Source organism: Phocaeicola intestinalis, from assembly GCF_014837065.1.
GTDB classification, from domain to species: Bacteria; Bacteroidota; Bacteroidia; order Bacteroidales; family Bacteroidaceae; genus Phocaeicola; species Phocaeicola intestinalis.
The window spans coordinates 17,792-38,079 of sequence record NZ_JACSPP010000003.1 but is presented as its reverse complement, the minus strand read 5'-3'; the positions used below and the strand labels follow the sequence as shown (position 1 = coordinate 38,079).

At 43.6% G+C, this 20,288-nt stretch carries 22 protein-coding genes; 5 read left to right on the top strand and 17 right to left on the bottom strand.

The features are described 5' to 3' along the window. Nucleotide 1: 1 nt before the first annotated feature. Nucleotides 2-607: a DUF5715 family protein gene (locus H9625_RS01510; RefSeq protein WP_239473420.1), complete on the bottom strand. Its 606-nt coding sequence runs from the start codon at nt 605-607 to the stop codon at nt 2-4. A gap of 232 nt (nt 608-839) precedes the next feature. On the opposite strand from H9625_RS01510, the gene H9625_RS01505 reads away from it, so the two are divergent. The 5 genes from H9625_RS01505 (at nt 840) to H9625_RS01485 (ending at nt 5,521) form a co-directional block, all read left to right on the top strand. Further along, the gene (locus tag H9625_RS01505) at nt 840-1,805 is read left to right on the top strand and encodes a PhoH family protein (protein WP_022040746.1); all 966 of its coding nucleotides are present in this window, start codon (nt 840-842) and stop codon (nt 1,803-1,805) included. 75 nt (nt 1,806-1,880) lie between these two features. After that, nucleotides 1,881-2,828: a phosphoribosylaminoimidazolesuccinocarboxamide synthase gene (locus tag H9625_RS01500; protein ID WP_087247254.1), complete on the top strand. Its 948-nt coding sequence runs from the start codon at nt 1,881-1,883 to the stop codon at nt 2,826-2,828. 170 nt (nt 2,829-2,998) lie between these two features. Then, nucleotides 2,999-3,739 carry a bifunctional demethylmenaquinone methyltransferase/2-methoxy-6-polyprenyl-1,4-benzoquinol methylase UbiE gene (gene ubiE / locus H9625_RS01495; protein ID WP_087406397.1) on the top strand — a complete coding sequence of 247 codons (741 nt, stop codon included), beginning with the start codon at nt 2,999-3,001 and terminating at the stop codon, nt 3,737-3,739. Nucleotides 3,740-3,759: 20 nt separating this feature from the next. Beyond that, nucleotides 3,760-4,503, top strand: coding sequence for a shikimate dehydrogenase family protein (locus H9625_RS01490; RefSeq protein WP_022040749.1), 744 nt, complete (start codon nt 3,760-3,762; stop codon nt 4,501-4,503). A 52-nt stretch (nt 4,504-4,555) separates the two neighbouring features. Continuing rightward, complete coding sequence (locus H9625_RS01485) at nt 4,556-5,521, top strand: alpha/beta hydrolase (RefSeq protein ID WP_087406398.1); 966 nt, start codon at nt 4,556-4,558, stop codon at nt 5,519-5,521. A 437-nt stretch (nt 5,522-5,958) separates the two neighbouring features. On the opposite strand, the gene H9625_RS01480 is transcribed toward H9625_RS01485, so the two are convergent. The 16 genes from H9625_RS01480 to H9625_RS01405 form a co-directional block, all read right to left on the bottom strand. Beyond that, nucleotides 5,959-6,852: a F0F1 ATP synthase subunit gamma gene (locus tag H9625_RS01480; protein WP_191762802.1), complete on the bottom strand. Its 894-nt coding sequence runs from the start codon at nt 6,850-6,852 to the stop codon at nt 5,959-5,961. Between the two features lie 5 nt (nt 6,853-6,857). Further along, on the bottom strand, nt 6,858-8,453 hold the full coding sequence (atpA, locus tag H9625_RS01475; protein WP_191762801.1) for a F0F1 ATP synthase subunit alpha: 1,596 nt from the start codon (nt 8,451-8,453) through the stop codon (nt 6,858-6,860). Nucleotides 8,454-8,538: 85 nt separating this feature from the next. Beyond that, on the bottom strand, nt 8,539-9,096 hold the full coding sequence (locus H9625_RS01470; RefSeq protein ID WP_087208807.1) for a F0F1 ATP synthase subunit delta: 558 nt from the start codon (nt 9,094-9,096) through the stop codon (nt 8,539-8,541). 7 nt (nt 9,097-9,103) lie between these two features. Then, the gene (gene atpF / locus H9625_RS01465) at nt 9,104-9,607 is read right to left on the bottom strand and encodes a F0F1 ATP synthase subunit B (protein ID WP_022040754.1); all 504 of its coding nucleotides are present in this window, start codon (nt 9,605-9,607) and stop codon (nt 9,104-9,106) included. Nucleotides 9,608-9,621: 14 nt separating this feature from the next. Further along, nucleotides 9,622-9,876, bottom strand: a complete 255-nt coding sequence (gene atpE, locus H9625_RS01460) for an ATP synthase F0 subunit C (protein WP_013616285.1) — start codon at nt 9,874-9,876, stop codon at nt 9,622-9,624. A 46-nt stretch (nt 9,877-9,922) separates the two neighbouring features. Next, nucleotides 9,923-10,984, bottom strand: a complete 1,062-nt coding sequence (gene atpB, locus H9625_RS01455; RefSeq protein WP_191762800.1) for a F0F1 ATP synthase subunit A — start codon at nt 10,982-10,984, stop codon at nt 9,923-9,925. Then, nucleotides 10,899-11,393 carry a hypothetical protein gene (locus H9625_RS01450; protein ID WP_022040756.1) on the bottom strand — a complete coding sequence of 165 codons (495 nt, stop codon included), beginning with the start codon at nt 11,391-11,393 and terminating at the stop codon, nt 10,899-10,901. Before H9625_RS01450 ends, atpB begins: the two co-directional genes overlap by 86 nt. Nucleotides 11,394-11,432: 39 nt before the next feature. Next, nucleotides 11,433-11,678, bottom strand: a complete 246-nt coding sequence (locus tag H9625_RS01445) for a F0F1 ATP synthase subunit epsilon (protein ID WP_022040757.1) — start codon at nt 11,676-11,678, stop codon at nt 11,433-11,435. Nucleotides 11,679-11,791: 113 nt separating this feature from the next. Further along, nucleotides 11,792-13,321, bottom strand: a complete 1,530-nt coding sequence (gene atpD, locus H9625_RS01440) for a F0F1 ATP synthase subunit beta (RefSeq protein WP_087208809.1) — start codon at nt 13,319-13,321, stop codon at nt 11,792-11,794. 268 nt (nt 13,322-13,589) lie between these two features. Continuing rightward, the gene (locus H9625_RS01435) at nt 13,590-14,000 is read right to left on the bottom strand and encodes a secondary thiamine-phosphate synthase enzyme YjbQ (RefSeq protein WP_022040760.1); all 411 of its coding nucleotides are present in this window, start codon (nt 13,998-14,000) and stop codon (nt 13,590-13,592) included. A gap of 7 nt (nt 14,001-14,007) precedes the next feature. Next, nucleotides 14,008-15,198, bottom strand: coding sequence for a hypothetical protein (locus H9625_RS01430; RefSeq protein WP_022040761.1), 1,191 nt, complete (start codon nt 15,196-15,198; stop codon nt 14,008-14,010). A 29-nt stretch (nt 15,199-15,227) separates the two neighbouring features. Beyond that, nucleotides 15,228-15,872 (bottom strand): ATP-binding cassette domain-containing protein, encoded by a 645-nt coding sequence (locus H9625_RS01425; RefSeq protein ID WP_087208830.1) that lies wholly within the window; start codon nt 15,870-15,872, stop codon nt 15,228-15,230. Nucleotides 15,873-15,953: 81 nt separating this feature from the next. Next, a complete protein-coding gene (locus H9625_RS01420; protein ID WP_191762799.1) occupies nt 15,954-17,495 on the bottom strand; it encodes a DUF4836 family protein in 1,542 nt (513 codons plus the stop codon). Between the two features lie 220 nt (nt 17,496-17,715). Beyond that, on the bottom strand, nt 17,716-18,420 hold the full coding sequence (locus H9625_RS01415; RefSeq protein ID WP_087208812.1) for a 16S rRNA (uracil(1498)-N(3))-methyltransferase: 705 nt from the start codon (nt 18,418-18,420) through the stop codon (nt 17,716-17,718). Nucleotides 18,421-18,434: 14 nt separating this feature from the next. Next, complete coding sequence (locus H9625_RS01410) at nt 18,435-19,010, bottom strand: bifunctional nuclease family protein (RefSeq protein ID WP_087247244.1); 576 nt, start codon at nt 19,008-19,010, stop codon at nt 18,435-18,437. After that, nucleotides 19,007-20,266 carry an MFS transporter gene (locus H9625_RS01405; protein ID WP_191762798.1) on the bottom strand — a complete coding sequence of 420 codons (1,260 nt, stop codon included), beginning with the start codon at nt 20,264-20,266 and terminating at the stop codon, nt 19,007-19,009. The genes H9625_RS01410 and H9625_RS01405 overlap by 4 nt, the downstream gene beginning before the upstream one ends. Nucleotides 20,267-20,288: the final 22 nt, after the last annotated feature.

Below are 20,288 nucleotides of genomic sequence, written 5' to 3'. Positions count from 1 at the left end.
CTTATCTTGCCGTTATGTGAAAACATCCTTGACGCAACTCATACTTCACATAACACCGGTCTGCCTGACGTAAGTCACGAAGCACTTCCGACAATACCAGTTTCAAGGTATCTGCACCCACATCCTGCATGGGACGCCCCTCGGGATGCTCGACTTTAGCAAATCGTTTCCAACTGATATCGAACGTAGTACCATAAAAATGACATGAGTTGAGCGAAGCATTTCCGTTGGTACGACGTAAACGCTTCACGTCATCTTTGGTGCGCAACACCGAAGTCACAATAATTTTATTCGGATTCAACCCCTTCCGACCCAATGAGTCAAGAAAATTCATGCCTATAGTATCCAGCAAGGCACTAGCCTTCGGAACAAGAAAAGGAATTGAATGTGTCAATGAGTCCATATCATAATGCCCGCACGGAGCTATGTGGGTAAGACGTGACCCGACTTCATCTTCGGCCTCTTCACGCGAAGCAATGGGACGGATGCCGATACGCTTAGCTGAAGACAACTGCACATCATTCAGGTCATTGAAACTCCGTTTATAACTTACTACCCCACGGATGTTGTGCGGATTGTTCAGCACAATACTCCGGTCAGGCTCCATACAGCTTCCCAACACAACCAAAAAGCCCCCTATTATCAGGACTGTTCGCATGAAAGTTCGTATCATTTTCTTTTTTTTTAGTACAGATTTCACAAATCTAAACAATATGGCACAAAGATAACGAGATTCAACGAAACATCCGATGAAAAAAGAAAAGAAAATGCCCGATAAGAAGCGTTAGATTAAAAGGAATGATTAAATTTGCAGAAATTTAAATACGAACAAAGACTGAATGATAGAAAAGCATATTGTACTGGAGGACATTGACCCGGTTGTCTTTTATGGCGTCAATAACGCCAACATGCAGATGATTAAAGCATTGTTTCCAAAACTACGAATCGTAGCACGTGGAAATGTCATCAAGATTATGGGAGACGAAGAAGAAATGTGCGCTTTCGAAGAAGCTATCCTTGACTTGGAAAAGCATTGTGCACAATACAATTCGTTAAACGAAGAAACCATCCTCGATATCATCAAGGGAAACAAACCTGCGGTAGAAAAAACAGGGGATGCCATCGTATACAGCGTAACGGGAAAACCCATCACACCGCGGAGTACCAACCAGCTGAAGCTAGTCAAAGAGTTCGACAAGAACGACTTGATTTTTGCCATCGGTCCTGCCGGTTCAGGAAAAACCTATACCGCTATAGCACTGGCAGTACGTGCTTTGAAAAACAAGGAAATAAAAAAAATAGTCTTGAGCCGTCCGGCCGTAGAAGCGGGAGAAAAACTGGGATTCTTACCGGGTGACATGAAAGATAAAATCGATCCTTACCTGCAACCGCTATATGATGCATTGCAAGATATGATTCCTGCCGCCAAGCTCAAGGAGTATATGGACCTGAACATCATACAGATAGCCCCGCTGGCTTTTATGCGTGGACGTACACTGAACGATGCAGTGGTAATTCTGGATGAAGCCCAGAATACCACCACACAACAAATCAAAATGTTCCTTACACGTATGGGGATGAATACCAAGATGATTGTAACAGGTGATATGACGCAAATAGACTTGCCTTCACACCAGACTTCGGGACTGGTACAAGCCCTTAAGATTCTGAAAGGAGTGAAGGGCATCGGCTTTATCGAGCTGAACAAAAAAGACATCGTACGCCATAAACTGGTGACACGTATCGTGGAGGCATACGAAAAATTCGAAGAAGAGAACAAAGGCAACAAGGTGACAAGGTCCTGAACAGTCAAGATTATCTGAAAACCTTGCCCACTGAAAACTTGTCACCTAATTAAAAATGTAATAAAATATAAAACTATGAGCAAAGCATTGACAAAAACCGATTTCCACTTTCCGGGACAAAAAAGTGTATATCACGGAAAAGTACGTGATGTGTACAACATCAATGATGAGAAACTGATTATGGTGGCAACCGACCGCATCTCCGCTTTCGACGTGGTTTTGCCCGAAGGTATCCCTTATAAAGGACAGATGCTGAACCAAATCGCAGCCAAATTTCTGGATGCTACCGCCGATATCTGCCCCAACTGGAAACTTGCTACTCCCGACCCCATGGTAACCGTAGGCGTATTGTGCCAAGGATTCCCCATTGAAATGATAGTGCGCGGCTATCTGTGCGGAAGTGCATGGCGTGCCTATAAGAGCGGTGTACGTGAAATTTGTGGCGTACGTCTGCCCGAAAATATGCGTGAAAACGAAAAATTTCCTCATCCCATCATCACCCCTACCACCAAGGCGGAAATGGGTATGCACGATGAAGACATCTCAAAAGAAGAAATCCTGGCACGTGGATTAGCTACTCCCGAAGAATATGACATACTGGAACGCTATACACTTGCCCTCTTTGAACGTGGTACACAAATCGCTGCCCAAAGAGGCCTGATACTGGTAGACACAAAATACGAATTCGGCAAACACAACGGTGAAATCTACCTGATGGATGAAATCCACACTCCAGACTCAAGCCGCTACTTCTACCTGGAAGGCTATCAGGAACGCTTCGAAAACGAAGAACCGCAACGCCAGCTCTCGAAAGAATTTGTCCGCGAATGGCTGATGGACAATGGCTTCCAAGGCAAAGAAGGACAAAAAGTGCCCGAAATGACTCCAGAGATAGTATCGTCCATCAGCGACCGTTACATCGAACTTTATGAGCACATCACCGGCGAACCTTTTGTCAAAGCCGATACCGACCATCTGAGCGAACGTATCGAAAAGAACGTGATGAATTATTTGATGGAATGATAAAAATGTGACAATGTAACAATGTGAGAATATGACAATGTGCTAATGAGAGAATGTGCTAATGAGAGAATATTTTTTCTATCAGCACATTATTCATTAGCACATTAAAAAACTCATTGGCACATTAGCACATTGTTCATTATAACAATTAGCACATTAAAAAAGCTCCTATGACCCATTATCCACAAGAGAAAATCAAGCCCTATAACGAAAGCGAAGGAAAAGCAGTACAGGTAGAAAAAATGTTCGACAACATCGCACCTGCTTATGACAAACTGAATCACCTGCTTTCTTTGGACATCGACAAAAGCTGGCGGCGTAAAGCCATCCGCCTGCTTAAACCCTACCGGCCGCAACACATCATGGATGTAGCTACCGGAACAGGAGACTTCGCCATCCAAGCCTACCGTATGCTCCAACCCGAAGAATTAATAGGAACCGACATCTCGGAAGGTATGATGAACATAGGACGCGAAAAAGTAAAACAAATGCATCTCGACAAGCAGATTTCTTTCGCCAAAGAAGACTGCACGACCCTTTCTTTTCCGGATAACCGCTTTGATGCCATTACCGTAGCTTTCGGCATACGTAACTTCGAGAATCTTGATAAAGGCCTGCAAGAGATGCACCGGGTACTGGTTCCCGAAGGGCATCTTGTAATTCTAGAATTGTCAGAACCTGAATGGTTCCCGATGAAGCAACTTTACTCCATCTATTCAAAAATCGTTATCCCTAATCTGGGGAAACTGTTTTCGAAAGACAACAGTGCCTATACCTACCTGCCCAACTCCATCAAGGCTTTCCCACAAGGAGAGGCAATGCAGGGAATTCTTCGCAAAGCAGGTTTCCGGGAAGTGAAATTCAAAAGACTGACTTTGGGCGTCTGCACGCTTTATTTTGCCACTAAATAATACTTTATAAATTTTATTCTATGAAAAAATTTGGTTTGATAGGCTATCCACTGGGACATTCTTTTTCCAAAAACTTCTTCAATGAGAAGTTCGCCTCAGAAAACATCGATGCACAATATGTTAACTTCGAAATACCCACCATTGACGAGTTTCCCAAAGTAACAGCAACCAATCCCGACCTTTGCGGATTGAATGTCACTATCCCTTACAAGGAAAAAGTCATCTCTTATCTCGACCATATAGACCCTGTAGCTGCCGAAATCGGTGCGGTCAACGTCATCAAGTTCGAATGGACAAAAGGCAAGCTGAGGCTGACAGGATACAATTCTGACGTCATCGGCTTTACGCGGTCAATAGAATCACTACTTGAATCCTACCATAAAAAAGCTCTCATCTTAGGTACAGGAGGTTCATCTAAAGCTATCAACTACGGTTTGAAGCAACTCGGGCTAGAAACACGATTCGTTTCCCGAAACCGACACGATGACCATACCATCACCTACAAGGAAATCACTCCCGAAATAATGGACGAATACAAAGTTATCGTCAATTGTACCCCTGTAGGTATGTATCCGCAAGCCGACCAATGTCCTGATATTCCTTACGAATGTCTTACCTCACGACACTTACTCTACGACCTCTTATACAACCCCGACACGACACTTTTTATGAAAAAAGGAAGTGATCAGGGAGCCGTGGTGAAAAACGGACTGGAAATGCTTTTGCTACAAGCATTCGGTTCATGGGAAATCTGGAACAAATGATTTTCCGCATCTACCAGAACAAGCCATTAATAACTAATAAACAGGTTGTGCAGTGAAAAAAAAGAAAATTCTTATCAGCGCCATAGTGGGAATCCTTGTATTGGCAGGTATCTTCATTGGAGCAGGCTTGTATATGCTTGACTTTTCCTTACGGCCTATTAACCGTGGGAAAGACATAAAAGGCTCAATGACTTACATACGCGAAACTTATCCACAAGTTGTGCCTTGGATAGACAGTCTGACACAATGCAATGCATTACGCGATACTTTTATCACTGCTCCCGATGGTATCCGCCTGCATGCATTCTATGCCTATTCTTCCAAACCTACGGCAAATACTGCAGTTATCATACACGGATATACAGATAATGCCATACGCATGTTTCATATCGGATACCTCTATAACCACTCGCTTGATTTCAATGTATTGTTGCCCGACCTGCGCTATTCCGGTTTGTCAGAAGGTGATGCTATCCAAATGGGGTGGCTTGACAGAAAAGACGTAATGCAATGGATAAATGTAGCCCCCCACCTTTTTGGCGATTCTCTCCGTACTGTAGTTCACGGCATTTCAATGGGAGCAGCCACAACAATGATGCTTTCAGGCGAAGAGCTTCCGACTTACATTAAATGTTTTGTAGAAGATTGTGGCTATACCAGTGTATGGGACCAGTTTGAAAAAGAACTGCAAGGAATGTTTCACCTGCCTGCATTCCCCTTGCTGTATATCACCAGTTGGATATGCCAACTTCAGAACGGATGGAACTTTCACGAAGCTTCAGCACTAAATCAAGTGGAGAAATGTCACCTCCCGATGCTATTCATTCATGGTGGAAACGATGATTTCGTCCCTACCTATATGATATACAAGCTCTACGATGCTAAGCCTCAACCCAAATCCTTATGGGTTGTGCCAGGAGTAGACCATGCACACTCCTACCGTGACTATCCTCAGACATATACAAAAAAAGTACAAGACTTTATAATGCCTTATCTTTCTCCTAAGCCTAGCAAATAAGTTGGTCTACACCTTTCATATTCCCCAATTAACGAATGTCCTCATTTAGCCAATCCGGCTGAATTGAAAACGCAGTAGTACTGCATTTGCCGATGAAGTTATATCCATAAGCAGATGCAGTATATATTCAACCGCAGATGCAGTATATATTCAACCGCAGATGCAGTATATATTCAACCGCAGATGCAGTATATATTCATTTTTCAGAGGTATGTATCGATTGTTGGCGGCATTCATTTAATGACAAATTCTACATACCGGAAAAATAAAGAATCATCCTCTTCATTGGAGAAGATAACCCTTGTAGTAGCCATACGCCAGGTATCCCTAAAAAAATGGCATATGAAATGATCTCGCCATTTTCATATGCCATTCTTATAAAATAATCCTAACTTGCCGGGGTTGGGAATCAATTACCTTCTTCCCTACAACAACAATCATGCCATCGTACCACCCACAATATCAAGCAATTCATTGGTAATTGCCTGCTGACGGCTCTTATTATAAAGCAATGTAAGCTCTTGAAGCAAGTCATTGGCATTATCCGTAGCAATCTGCATCGCCATCGTACGTGCTGCATGTTCGGCTGCAGCCGAGTCAAGCAAAACGGTATAAATCTTCAGACGCAGTACCTTGGGTAATAGTTCCTGCATCACCCGTTCTGCCGAAGGCTCAATAATATAATCAGCTTCCATGTGGAATTTCCGCGTATCGTCTTCCCCTTCTTGATTTTTCTGCTCTGCAGACAAATCAAGCGGCAAATACGCCTCTTTGGTCAGAATCTGCGAAGATGAAGACTTAAAATGGTTGTACAGCAAGATGACCTCCTGAATTTCATCATCTAAATAACGGTCAATAAGCTCCTCTGCCAAATCGGATGCTTCTTTGTAATTGGGCTTTCCACTCATGTGTTGATAGTCACCCATTGGAGTGTATCCCATCTTCTTGACAGCATCAGCCACTTTACGTCCTACCGGATAAATCAGGATATCATCCTTCCGCACTGCCTGAGCATATTCTGCTACCGTTTCCTGCAAATGGCGAATCACATTTGCATTGAATCCCCCACACAAACTACTATTCGATGCAAACACGACAATCGCAATCTTCCTCACATCACGTTTCACAATGAAAGGCGACTCCACACTTTGTCCCGAACTTAAAAAATTAGTGAGCATATGGTGCAGTCTTCGTTCGTAAGGAAGCATATTTTCAATGTCGCCTTGCGCCTTATGGAGCTTGGCAGAGGCTACCATCTTCATCGCCGAAGTGATTTTCAGCGTCCCGTTGATGGAATTGATTCTTCCTTTTACTTCTTTCAGTGATGCCATGATGATTATTTGTCTTTAAATTGTCCTACAGTGTCTGCCGCTACTTTTTCGATGATTGTTGTCACCTCGTCATTGATTTTTCCACTTGCCAACACATCCAATACATCTTTTTGATGATTAGCACGCATCGTAGTAAGAAACGCATCCTGAAATGCGCGAACCTTATCAATAGGAATATCACGCATCAACGAGTGTGTTCCACAATACAAGATGGCAACCTGCTCGCCTACCGGCATCGGTGAATACTGAGGCTGGATAAGCAACTGGTTGTTCTTACGGCCACGGTCGATAGCCATGGCAGTAACGGGATCCATATCACTACTGAATTTAGAGAATGCCTCCAGTTCGCGATACTGAGCCTGGTCAATTTTCAACGTACCTGCCACTTTCTTCATACTCTTGACCTGTGCGCTACCACCGACACGGGATACAGAAATACCCACATTGATGGCAGGTCGGAAGCCTTGGTTGAACAAGTCTGTTTCCAAGAATATCTGACCATCGGTAATAGAAATCACATTGGTAGGAATATAAGCCGAAACGTCGCCTGCCTGTGTCTCGATAATAGGCAACGCGGTAAGCGAACCACCCGCTTTCACCTTCCCTTTCAGGCTTGCAGGCAAATCGTTCATGGTTTCTGCCACCTCTTGCTGGCTGATAATCTTTGCCGCACGCTCCAACAGACGAGAATGCAGATAGAAGATATCGCCCGGATAGGCTTCACGGCCTGAAGGGCGGCGCAAAATCAAAGATACTTCACGATAAGCGACAGCCTGCTTTGACAAGTCATCGTAAACAACTAACGCATGACGGCCCGTATCGCGGAAATATTCACCGATAGCTGCACCTGCAAATGGTGCAAAATACTGCAAGGCTGCAGGATCGGATGCAGTAGCAGCTACCACAATCGTATAATCCATCGCACCTTTTTCGCGCAATACATTTACAAGGCTCGCAACAGTGGAACCTTTCTGACCTACTGCCACATAAATGCAATATACAGGATCTCCTGCTTCGAAATTATGACGCTGGTTGATAATAGTGTCGATGGCAATAGCTGTCTTACCTGTCTGACGGTCACCAATAATCAACTCACGCTGTCCACGTCCAATAGGAATCATGGCATCAATAGCTTTCAGACCTGTCTGTAACGGTTCAGTCACAGGCTGACGGAAAATTACTCCCGGTGCCTTGCGTTCCAAAGGCATTTCACAAGTATCTCCTCCTATTTCACCACGTCCGTCCAAAGGTACCCCTAACGGGTCGATAACACGTCCCAACATACCTTCTCCTACATTAATAGAGGCAATACGATTAGTCCGCTTAACGACCATCCCTTCTTTCACTTGATCGGTAGGTCCCAACAAGACGGCTCCGACATTGTCTTCCTCCAGATTCATCACGACTCCCATAAGTCCGTTCTCAAACTGGAGCAATTCATTGGCTTCAGCATTACGTAATCCGTAAATACGAGCCACGCCATCGCTCACCTGAAGCACGGTACCTACTTCATCGAATTTCAGAGAAGTGTCTATTCCTTGCAACTGCTGGAGTAACACTTCCGAAACTTCACTGGGTTTGATATTATTATTTTCTGGCATAAGCTTAATAAATTGAATATTAAGAATCAGAAATAGAAAGTTGGAGAAGCTCATGGCTTCTCCCCTTTCAAAATTCTCAATTCTATTAAATGATTCTCCTGTTTTTTGCTATAAACTGCTGTTTCACACGCTTTAACTGATTAGCCACACTGGCATCCATCCGATACCCGGCGACCTCTACGATATAACCACCAATCAGTTCAGAATCCACTTTCGTATCCAATTCAATAGTAGCATTATTGTTACTTTTTGACAAAGACTTTTTCAAGTAGTCTTCCAATTTGGGTGATGGCACAGCAGTCATTAACTTGCCGATGAGAATGTTTTTATCCTCACGATACAAATCAATGTACGACCAGGTCATGAACTGCAAGAATTTTTCTCTTTTTTCTTCTAATACCAGACTAAAGAAACGCATCAGCTCGTCGCTTACATTGGCTCCGCCAGCTGCTTCATGCAATAATTTCAGCTTTGTCTGGACATCCAATACAGGATTCTCCACTGCATGACGCAAATCGGCAACACGGTCAAAATAGGTAGCAAGTCTTTTCATTTCCTGATACACTTTGTCTTCCTTATTCACCGTCTTGGCATAAGCAAGCAATGCCTTTGCATAACGTCTGGAAACAACTCCCGTATTCATAACCTAATTATTTTTTTGAAGATTCAAGCATTTCATCCAGCATACGGTCTATCAAAGCATTTTGCTCTTTGGCATCAATAAGCTTGCTCCGCATAATCTTTTCAGCTATTTCGACTGAAAGCACAGCTACTTGACGACGAATATCGCGGATTGCACTTTCCTTTTCGGTCTCAATCTGCTTTTTCACTTCTGCCATCAGACGCTGGCCTTCAACTATAGCCTTATCTTGAGCATCTTTCACGATGCGGTCACGTGTGACGGCAGCCTCACTCAAGATGCGGTTTTGCTCTTCACGTGCCTGAGCCAAGATCTTTTCACCCTCAAGCTTCACGTTTGCCAATTGTTCATTGGCTTCACGTGCTGCTTTCAGCGAATTGTCAATATATGCTTTCCGGTCCTCTACTGCCTTAATGATTACGGGGAATCCATATTTCGCCAACAAAACGAAAACGACACCAAACGTAATAATCATCCAAAACACTAGCCCCGGATCCGGAGTTAATAATCCCATAAGCTACATTTTTTTTACAAGAACAATGTCAACAAGCAAACCACAATGGCGATAAGGGCAACACCTTCGACCAAAGCAGCAGCAATAATCATATTCATACGCAAATCACCAGATGCTTCCGGCTGACGAGCCATAGCTTCCATGGCAGCACCACCGATTTTACCGATACCGATACCTGCACCCAATACTGCGATACCTGCGCCGATAGCAGCGCCCAATTTACTAATGCCAACACCTGCAGCAGCCTGCAATAAAACTGATAATAACATAATTCTAAAAATTTAATTGGTTATACTTTTTAATTTATTGTCCTTTTTATTCATGATGTTCTTTCACTCTCGACAAACCGATAAACACCGCCGAAAGCATCGTGAACACATACGCTTGGATGAATGCGACCAAAAGTTCAAGTGCATTCATAAAAATACCGAATGCCACAGCGACAACCGTCATCGAACCATTGATGACAGCACCGGCCTTAACTGTGATGAAAATGATAGCAATCAAACTCAACAAAGCAGCATGCCCCGCCATCATATTGGCGAAAAGACGAATCATCAAGGCAAACGGTTTAGTGAATATACCGAAGAATTCAATCAACGGCATCATAGGAATGGGGACTTTCAGCCATGTAGGAACCTCAGGCCAAAAAATCTCTTTCCAATATGCCTTTGTACCAAAAATATTGGTAAAAAGGAAAGTACATATTGCCAGCACCATAGTAATAGCAATATTACCAGTCACTGTAGCACCTCCTGGGAATATTGGAATCAATCCCATCAGATTATTCACCAGCACAAAGAAGAAAGCAGTCAGCAAATAAGGAGCATAGCGTTTGTAATCCTCCCCTATACAACCTTTGATCACATCATTGTATATGGACATTACTGTCGCTTCAACCATTCCCACCCCACCCTTTGGGGCACCTTGTTCCAAAGCATGTTTTTTATACCAACGTGCACAACTTAACATAATCACTACCAATAAGGCACTGTTGATGAATAAGCCTAGCACATTTTTAGTAATGGAAATGTCAATGGGTCTCACCTCTTCGCCAGCAGCATTCCTCTCCACTATCTTGCCGTCATAAGCTCCTCCTTCGGCTATGTACAGACCTTCATATTCTTTTCCTTCCGCAAGATGGGAAGAACAAAACACATGCCAGCCCGTATTGCTTTTCACAATGACTGGGAGCGGAATGGTGAGATGTGTATCACCTACTGTGACCACGTGCCACTCGTAAGCATCACCGATATGCCCGAAAATAAGTTCGTTCACATCTATATCTTCTTCACCGCCGGTCTCCGCCCTCAGCGTCATTGTCGGAATTGCCGACAACAGCAGCAGCGTCAATACTATGTACCGTATTCTTTTCATTTTTTACTTGTTTACTTAATTTCAGTTTCGCTTCAAAGCGAAGGAAGAAACGGGTCTCGAAAACCAGAAACGCAAAATAATAAAAGACAAAAGCCGCCACAAAAGCCACTACGTCTTCTTTTATCACGAATCCATAGGAAACCAGTATCAAAGCACTTAATATCAATTTCAGCACTTTACATATCAGGTAAGTCATTGCTATCTTGTCCGTTCCTAATTCATAACCGAATGCGAACATAAAGATGTATAAAAAACCAAACAGATAAAAGAACACAGGGATAATCGGAAACCAAACAAAGTACCACGTTGGAATAACGAAATGAAAAATCAATCCCATTCCTGCTGTAAGAACAATGCTTGCCACAGTAAGCTCCTCTATGAATTTCTTCTTTACGGTCTTCAAATACATTTTGCCAATACAGCTTTAACTTTGCTACATCTCTCTTTTTCAGAGTTCAGCGCAAACTGATATCTGATTGTCTCTGACTTCTACGAATCCACCCTTAATTTGCAAGGACTGCGATTCTGTCCCAGTCGTATACTTCACTTCTCCAGCCATCAACGATGAAATCAGCGGCGCATGATTCACCAACACTTGGAACTCTCCAAGTTCTCCTGGTAAAACAGCCATATCTACTTTTCCCTCGAAAATAGTACGTTCAGGTGAAGCGATAACCAGATGAAGTTCTTTCATTAGTCATTCATTTTTAAGTTTGTCAGTCCTTCAGCTTATTTGTTTCTTACTTACAGTTTCTATAGCCTAGCTCACTATAGAATAAAAAAACAAAAAACTTAAAACCAAAATCCTTATCCTTTCGCTGCCGCAAGCAATTTCTCGCCTTTCTTGATAGCATCTTCAATCGTTCCCACATTCAAGAATGCCTGTTCAGGCAAGTAATCTACCTCACCATCCAGAATCATCTTGAAACCTTTAATCGTATCTTCAATGGAAACCATTACACCCGGTACACCAGTAAACTGTTCGGCAACAGCAAACGGCTGTGACAAGAAACGCTGTACACGACGCGCACGATTCACGGTCAGACGATCTTCATCAGATAATTCATCCATACCCAAAATAGAAATGATGTCTTGCAATTCCTTATTACGCTGCAGAATCTGTTTTACACGTTGGGCAGTCTCATAATGTTCTTTCCCCACAATCAGCGGATCCAAGATACGTGAAGTAGAATCCAACGGGTCTACAGCCGGATATATTCCTAACTCCGTAATCTTACGGCTCAACACCGTTGTGGCATCCAAGTGTGTAAAAGTTGTAGCAGGTGCCGGGTCCGTCAAGTCATCAGCAGGCACATACACCGCTTGTACAGAAGTGATGGAGCCATTCTTGGTAGAAGTGATTCGTTCCTGCATCTGTCCCATTTCAGTAGCCAGCGTAGGCTGATAACCCACAGCCGAAGGCATACGTCCCAACAAAGCAGATACCTCAGAACCAGCCTGAGTGAAACGGAAAATGTTATCGATGAAGAACAAGATATCACGGGGACCGTTTTCACCCGTTTCACGGTCACGGAAAGACTCTGCAAGCGTCAGACCAGACAAAGCCACAGACTGACGTGCACCAGGAGGCTCATTCATCTGGCCAAACACCATGGATACCTGTGACTTCTCCACTTCCTTGTAATCCACCTTCGACAAGTCCCAATTTCCTTCTTCCATACTCTTCAGAAACTCATCACCATAGCGGATAACCCCAGATTCAATCATTTCTCTCAACAAGTCATTACCTTCACGCGTACGTTCACCTACACCGGCAAAGACAGAGAAACCATTGTGTTTCTTGGCAATGTTGTTAATCAACTCTTTGATAAGCACGGTCTTTCCTACACCCGCACCACCAAACAAACCAATTTTACCTCCTTTTAAATAAGGCTCCAAAAGGTCGATAACTTTAATACCTGTAAAAAGAACTTCTTGTGATGTAGCCAGGTCTTCGAACTTAGGCGGCTCACGGTGAATCGGGAAACCATCTTTTTTATCCAGTTCCGTCATACCGTCAATCGCATCACCTACGACATTCATCACACGTCCTTTAATCTGATTTCCTACCGGCATAGAAATCGGATGACCGGCAGGTACGACTTCCATTCCACGCTTCAATCCGTCCGTACTGTCCATGGCAACGCAACGTACGGTATCCTCACCGATATGTTGCTGCACTTCGATTACCAGCGTACGCCCATCGTTACGAACGATAGTCAACGCATCGTGGATTTTCGGCAAGGATTTTTCCACATCCTGTCCTTCTTCCAATTTGAAGTACACATCGACCACCGGACCGATGACCTGCGAAATGTGTCCAACGATTTTTGACATAAGCTTTACTCTTTTTATTATGGATTCAATATTCTGTGTTACCTGAAACAAGTTTTACAATTGTTCAATGTTTGACCAAATCATCTATGCAAATTTAAATAAATATCTTATAAACCTGTCATTCTACATAACATTTTTTTATAAAAAAACCACTTTTCCCACCTAACGTGAAACAAGATATTAACATGACTGTCATTACAGCTTACTTTTTAAACAATTATTCACAGAAAAAGTTCTGAAAACGGTATCGTGTGCGAGAACGACAAATTTATCCGACAATCGTAGCTACCACTCTGCGCGCCCCACCATAATCCCTGAACTCGCATAAATAAATACCTTGCCAAGTACCCAAATTCATATGTCCATCCGTAATGGGAATAGTCAGTGACACCCCCGTCAAACTACATTTGGCATGACTGGGCATGTCATCCGAACCTTCATCAGTATGAGTGTAATAAGGCTGATTTTCCTTCACTAAATCATTATAAATACATTCCATGTCATTTCGCACGCTAGGATCATAATTTTCATTGATGCTCAATGCACAACTGGTATGTTTTACAAACAAATGTAACAGACCTTTTTCTGGAAGTACAGGCAAATGGCTTGCAACCTCCTGAGTAATCAAATGAAATCCTCTTCTTCGAGGTTTCAACGAAAATTCAACTTGCTCAATCATAAGTCACTTACTTTTTATGCATCCAAATCCCGTCCACCTTCCGACGGACCATAACTATATTCAAGACAGACACCAGTAAAAAGACACACGCTCCCGTCAACAAAGCCGGCAACAGACTTTCATTTCCCGCATCAGGAAGCAACGAAGTTATCACAGGCAAATAAGTTCCGCGTATCCCTATTACGATAGCTATGCCCAGCAACAACACAGACAGATTCAGCACAACAGCCAACATTTGATAGGGTCTTGCCACCTGCGCCGGACTATAACCTATCAACAACAATGTTTCCAGCTTTCGCATATTTTTCTGCAACAACAGATAAATACTAAGTATCAAAATATAGAAAGACAAAACGCTTATCAACAAACCGACAGACAAAACCACCCCGACAATCAATTTCAAAAACCAAACTGTCTTTCCAGCTTCCAGTTCGTTCCCTTCCATCTCATAGCCTTTGCGCTGGACAAACTGCACGATGCGTTCATCGGCTGGATTACCCACCTCAACAATCAATCGTGAAGGCTCAGCCTCAACTCCTGTGCTGAAACGTGCATTTGCCCAACGTATAAAAGATTCAGGTACCAATATTGTATTCAACCTACTGGAAAAACCTACGATATGACCTTTCATTTGCTCGGTTTTCCCATTCCCGACCAAACGGATATCCAAATTTACCATACCGATAATCCCTTCAGACAACTGAGGCAAATTCCGACTTTGCGCAAACCCGAAATTATACAAGTTCAAATAATTACGAGGAATGATGATAGGAATGACATTCGACTCGGGATTGAATTTCCATTCCTCCGACTGCACATCGACATACGCATCTGGAACCGATTCAAAAAACAAATCGGTAGACATCTTGATGCCTTGCAACCCCATTCCAGCCATCACTTTAAATTGAGAAGGTAAAAAACTACCCACACGCTTCACGAATGGCTGTTCTTCTATCTCTGCAATATCTCCAGCTGAAAATGTGGTCTGCTTGCCTACAATTGTACCTAACGTACTTACTTTCTTACTTATAATGATATAGTCACCTTTCAAAAAACTGTTTTCCTGAGTGAACATAGGCAAAACATCCCGATAAAACTGTACAGCAAGCAACACGATTACCATTCCACACACGTTTGCCAATGAAAAACCCAGTAATTGAGAAAGGCTGATATGCTGCTTCAATAACTTCCAAATCATATTTTTATAATGAACATTTTATGATTAAACTACAATGACAACACCCTATCGTATTCCAAAGGCAAATGTTTACCAATGGACGTCACCACCGCCCCTGCACCACGTTTACCGATTTCTTCACAAAGTATATCTGCCATCACTTTGCTGTTTCCATCGTCAAGGTGACTGATTGGTTCATCCAAGAAAATAAAGTCAAACGGTTGGCACAAGGCACGAACAAACGCCACACGTTGCTGCTGCCCGAATGACATGCGGCTTACCTTTTGCTCTTTTTTTCCATCAATCCCCAAACGCAAAAGCCACTCGTCAACCTGTTTCCGCGAAGCATAGCGGGTCAATGCATTCTTCAACCGGATATTCTCGATTGCGCTCAATTCTCCGAACAACCTCATTTCCTGAAAAAGCATACTCAACGAACGTTTTCGCAAATCCACCCATTCACGCACCGAAAAACTGCGCACATTACGCCCGTCAAAAGTAATGATACCCTGATAATCTTTCCGATACCCATAAATAAAACTACAAAGAGAAGATTTACCTGTACCCGAAGCTGCCTCCAGCAGATAAATCTTCCCTTTTTGAAAGGTTATCTGCCGATGCCATACATCTGAGATAACCATATCCTTGCCGGCAAATACTTCCGGCAACGTTTGTTGCAACTCTATTGTTTCCATTGTCTTCCATTCTTTATTCTTCCATTCGGGAACGATACCCATTGCTCTGACAAATACCGTCCCGAACGCATGAATCACACTTTAATTTATCGAACTCAACAGCACACGGAGAATATTTTGCTTCTTGTCTTTCATTACCAGTTCCATCCGTGACTTTTCCGCATCAACCGATTCAATGACAAGGTAATCCAACCCCTTCACAAACCTGAGCGCCTGCATTTCAGGACGGTCTGGAAATGATTGCCCAGTTTCCAGCAACGCAGCAAGGTTCATTGCATAAAAACAACGTTTTCCCTTCACTTCCTTCCCCCACGGGCAATCACGCAAAGAGAGTCCTTCCACAGATGCATCTACCAACCGGGAATCATTGGTAAAATAAAACTTTCCGTCAGAGACCCCAAACCAGAAAGACAAACTTCCAGGACGCATGCCAAGCATACTGCCATCCATCATCCAAAATTCGTATGCAGAAGTTCCACGGTTTATCAGTTTCATCTGCCCGCCTGTCAGCAAGAGCAAAGGCTTCAAGTCCTCGAATGTCTGAAGAAAGCCATTATCTGTCACATCAGCATACGCAATAAACTTATTCGCCAGCAAATCACCCGCAATTGCCATATCTCCTTTCAATGCACTGAATATGGCCTCAAAATCGACAGGCATCATCGAATTTTCCAACTGGTTATTGAACACTGGATGCTCTTTCAACATTTCATACGCCTTCTTTCCATCCACATTCACCGATAACCAGAAACCCGTATTGGCAGGGAAAAAATCCAAATACTTGCCCGTCACCTTCCCGAACACTTGCATTTGCCTGTCTTTCATCTGCTTCATCACAGGATCCGTTGTCAGGTCAGTAAAGTCAACGGTCATCTTCCCTTCTCCAAAAGTAACCTCCGCCATACATTTCACATCCTTCATCTTCATGTCACCGGAAATACCCATCATCATCGGAGTCACGTAACGTCCGGGAATCAAATCAAGCGTTCCCAAAGCTATGACATCTCCATTCCCACTCTTCATCCTCGCAAAATCCGAAGTGGCACGATAACCTTCTTTCTCGCCTTGGCGCAACAACATCGAAGCAGTATGCAACAGATCTTGCGGTGCACCTCCATTAGGGTCGGCCAGCAACAGTAATGCATCTGACGTGTAGGCCGCAAGCACATTTCCCATAACCGTCCACGAACAACCATTCTCTTCCGTCGGCATTGAACAAATCTGTTGCTTGCTCAAAGCCTTGAATAACTCTTCCAGCTTCCCCTCGTCAGACACACGTGCCAACATCCCGGCCGAAATAGATTGCGATTCCATAAAAAAATAAAGATTCCTGCGAAAATCAATACCACTTTCCGAAGGGTTTTCAATTATCTTGTCTATTAATTGCCCGGAGCCTTGCATACCACTTTTCAATGCATCTCCCAGCCTTTGCACAGCGTTTTTTCCTGTTTCTCCCGACAATCCGCTTTTATCGACAATAGACACGGGATTGACGGATATCACCAAAGCAGCGTCTTCGGGCAAAGCAGATTCATATTCATTTCCGCCTGTACAAGACACCATCATCCCCACAAGCATCGTCCAACAGGCCATCCAGACACTTATTGTCTTCTTCTGTATCATAACATTTATATATTAAAAAATTTATTATTAATATCCGCATCTACCCCCATCTAACTAAGTTGAAAACGCAATAGTACTGCATTGGCAGATGAAGTATATATCCATAGGCGGATGAAGTATATATTCAATCGCAGATGAAGTATATATTCATTCGCACATGCAGTATATATTCATTTTTCAGGGGTACATATTGGCTGTTTGCAGACATTCATTTTATTATTTATTCATTCACATGTGCCAAGTTCATCAAATGCACCGATACCAATGCCGCCGTCTCCGTCCGCAGCCTTGACTTTCCCAGGCTTACCGGCTGGAAGCCGAAAGATTCCGCCAGCTTTACTTCTTCCGGACTAAAGTCACCTTCAGGCCCCACCAGTACCACTGCTCCAGCTTCCGGATTCAGCACGTTCCTTAACAAAGGCTTTTCTCCCTCATAACAATGAGCTATGAATTTTTGCCCCGGAAAGTCCTTACACACGAACTTGGCAAAATCTACCATTCCATTCACCAAGGGTTTCCGTGCTTTTAGCGACTGCTTGACTGCGGATATCACAATTTTCTCAATACGCTCATTCTTCACCACTTTACGTTCCGAAAAACGGCAATTCAAAAATGTCAGTTCATCAAAACCAATCTCGGTAGCCTTCTCCACAAACCACTCCGTACGGTCTATGTTCTTCGTAGGAGCCATGGCAAGATGCAAATGTCCTGTCCAAAGCGGTTCCTGAGCAATGGTTTCAATAACCTTTACACGGCACCGCTTCCCGGCAATGCCATCTATCAAAGCCTTGTAGAAAAACCCCTTTCCATCGGTCAACAAGACTTCATCTCCCACGGTAAGCCGCAGCACACGCAGACAATGAGCCGCCTCTTCTTCGGGCAACTCCGCTTTAGTCCTTATGTCAGGCGTATAAAATGTATGCATAATCCCTCCCTGTATTAGTTTTTATTGTTTTCTTCATTTTCCCGTTTGCGGATTTCATCCCGCAATTGCGACGCGCGTTCATAATCTTCACACTGAACCGCCTCATCCATCGCCCTTTTCAGCATATCAATATCTACCGAGTTGATTGACATCGTATAGCTGGAACCGTCCGAAGAAATATTGCGCAAATGTTCTTTTTCCAAAATATCTTCGTATACATAAAGCGGGAAACCTGCCCGCAATGACAACACAATGGCATCCGACGTACGCGCATCTACTACATCCACTTCCCCATCGGCTCTCCTTATATATAAATAGGTGGAATATATTCCATTCTTCACTTGATAAATAACCCCTTTCAGACATTGCAGACGACCAACTGCCATCACATTCAACAACAAGTCGTGCGTAAACGGACGTGGCGGCCTATAGTGCATTTCCGCCATTTTGATGCCCTGCGCTTCAACCGCCCCGATAATCAATGCCAGTTTCCGTTCCTCTCCCCCAACTTCTTCCAAAACCAACGCAAACGAATCTGACGGTTTCAAGACCGATGACATATCCAGAATCTTCAGTTCAACCTCTTTCATTCCTTCACGTGTTTATATTTAAAGACGATGGCAAACAAGACTGCCACCACCAATGCGTATGCAGCAAAAACAAACCAAGCACGGCTCCATCCTTCTACCTGAGGAAGCGAACTGTTGAAGTCGACAAAACGATTGACCACCGCCTGCGCACTCAGCGTACCGATGGTAGCTCCCAAGCCATTGGTCATGATAATGAACAGCCCCTGCGCGCTGGAACGCACATCCACATCCGTTTCTTTGTCGACAAACAAAGAGCCAGACACATTGAAAAAGTCAAAAGCCACACCATACACAATCATCGAAAGGATAAACATCCACACACCTTCACCCGGATTTCCAAAACCGAACAAGCCAAAGCGCAATACCCACGCCACCATTGCGATAAGCATTACCTTCTTGATGCCGAAACGACTCAGGAAAAAAGGTATCAGCAGGATACAGCACGTCTCGCTAATCTGCGACAAGGAAATAAGTAAATTGGCATGCTGAACGCCAAACGTATCAGCATACTCAGGAATAGCACTGAAACTCGTAATATACGGATTGGCAAAACCATTGGTAATCTGCAAAGAAACTCCCAGCAACATGGAAAATATAAAAAAAACAGCCATCTTGCGCCGGCGGAACAACAGGAAAGCTTTCAACCCCAATGCCTCAGCCAATGATTTCGTACCTCCACCGCCACGATTTACCGGACAAGCAGGAAGTGTGTTGGCATAAACAGCAAGCAGAACACCCCAACCAGCACAAACAAAGAACTGCATATAATTGGATTGGAATCCCCACAAATCCACCAGCCACATAGAACAAATGAAGCCAATCGTGCCACACGTACGAATGGGTGGAAAAGCCTTGATAGTATCCAGCCCTGCGCGGTCAAGGGCGGAATAAGCTACTGAATTCGACAATGCCAATGTAGGCATATAAAATGCCACACTCATCGAATAAAAAGCAAACAGAACAGGAAACGAAACCTGGTCGCCTGCCGTCAAGCCATAATAACCTGCACCCGCCATAAACAGAGCAGCCAGCAAATGACTCAGCCCCAAAAGCCGCTGGGCAGGCACCCAACGGTCGGCTATGATACCCAAAATCGCCGGCATGAACAAGGAAACGATACCTTGCATAGCATAAAATATCCCGATGTGACCTCCCAGCCCAATTCCTGCCAGATACGTCCCCATCGAAGTCAAGTAAGCCCCCCACACAGCAAATTGCAGGAAGTTCATCACTATCAATCGAACTTTGACATTCATATTCGCTTCATTTTATCATATA

Bases quoted from the DNA above. Each gene is read 5' to 3' on its own strand.
- H9625_RS01450 (WP_022040756.1), bottom strand. From the start codon at position 11,393: ATGTATTTGAAGACCGTAAAGAAGAAATTCATAGAGGAGCTTACTGTG.
- atpA (WP_191762801.1), bottom strand. From the start codon at position 8,453: ATGCCAGAAAATAATAATATCAAACCCAGTGAAGTTTCGGAAGTGTTA.
- H9625_RS01500 (WP_087247254.1), top strand. From the start codon at position 1,881: ATGAGCAAAGCATTGACAAAAACCGATTTCCACTTTCCGGGACAAAAA.
- H9625_RS01410 (WP_087247244.1), bottom strand. From the start codon at position 19,010: ATGAAAGAGGTTGAACTGAAGATTCTGGATATGTCATCGGTCTTGAAA.
- H9625_RS01490 (WP_022040749.1), top strand. From the start codon at position 3,760: ATGAAAAAATTTGGTTTGATAGGCTATCCACTGGGACATTCTTTTTCC.
- ubiE (WP_087406397.1), top strand. From the start codon at position 2,999: ATGACCCATTATCCACAAGAGAAAATCAAGCCCTATAACGAAAGCGAA.
- H9625_RS01420 (WP_191762799.1), bottom strand. From the start codon at position 17,495: ATGATACAGAAGAAGACAATAAGTGTCTGGATGGCCTGTTGGACGATG.
- H9625_RS01430 (WP_022040761.1), bottom strand. From the start codon at position 15,198: ATGATTTGGAAGTTATTGAAGCAGCATATCAGCCTTTCTCAATTACTG.
- H9625_RS01470 (WP_087208807.1), bottom strand. From the start codon at position 9,096: ATGAATACGGGAGTTGTTTCCAGACGTTATGCAAAGGCATTGCTTGCT.
- H9625_RS01480 (WP_191762802.1), bottom strand. From the start codon at position 6,852: ATGGCATCACTGAAAGAAGTAAAAGGAAGAATCAATTCCATCAACGGG.
- H9625_RS01445 (WP_022040757.1), bottom strand. From the start codon at position 11,678: ATGAAAGAACTTCATCTGGTTATCGCTTCACCTGAACGTACTATTTTC.
- H9625_RS01505 (WP_022040746.1), top strand. From the start codon at position 840: ATGATAGAAAAGCATATTGTACTGGAGGACATTGACCCGGTTGTCTTT.
- H9625_RS01405 (WP_191762798.1), bottom strand. From the start codon at position 20,266: ATGAATGTCAAAGTTCGATTGATAGTGATGAACTTCCTGCAATTTGCT.
- H9625_RS01510 (WP_239473420.1), bottom strand. From the start codon at position 607: ATGGAGCCTGACCGGAGTATTGTGCTGAACAATCCGCACAACATCCGT.
- H9625_RS01425 (WP_087208830.1), bottom strand. From the start codon at position 15,872: ATGGAAACAATAGAGTTGCAACAAACGTTGCCGGAAGTATTTGCCGGC.
- atpB (WP_191762800.1), bottom strand. From the start codon at position 10,984: ATGAAAAGAATACGGTACATAGTATTGACGCTGCTGCTGTTGTCGGCA.
- atpF (WP_022040754.1), bottom strand. From the start codon at position 9,607: ATGGGATTATTAACTCCGGATCCGGGGCTAGTGTTTTGGATGATTATT.
- atpE (WP_013616285.1), bottom strand. From the start codon at position 9,876: ATGTTATTATCAGTTTTATTGCAGGCTGCTGCAGGTGTTGGCATTAGT.
- H9625_RS01415 (WP_087208812.1), bottom strand. From the start codon at position 18,420: ATGCATACATTTTATACGCCTGACATAAGGACTAAAGCGGAGTTGCCC.
- atpD (WP_087208809.1), bottom strand. From the start codon at position 13,321: ATGTCAAAAATCGTTGGACACATTTCGCAGGTCATCGGTCCGGTGGTC.
- H9625_RS01435 (WP_022040760.1), bottom strand. From the start codon at position 14,000: ATGATTGAGCAAGTTGAATTTTCGTTGAAACCTCGAAGAAGAGGATTT.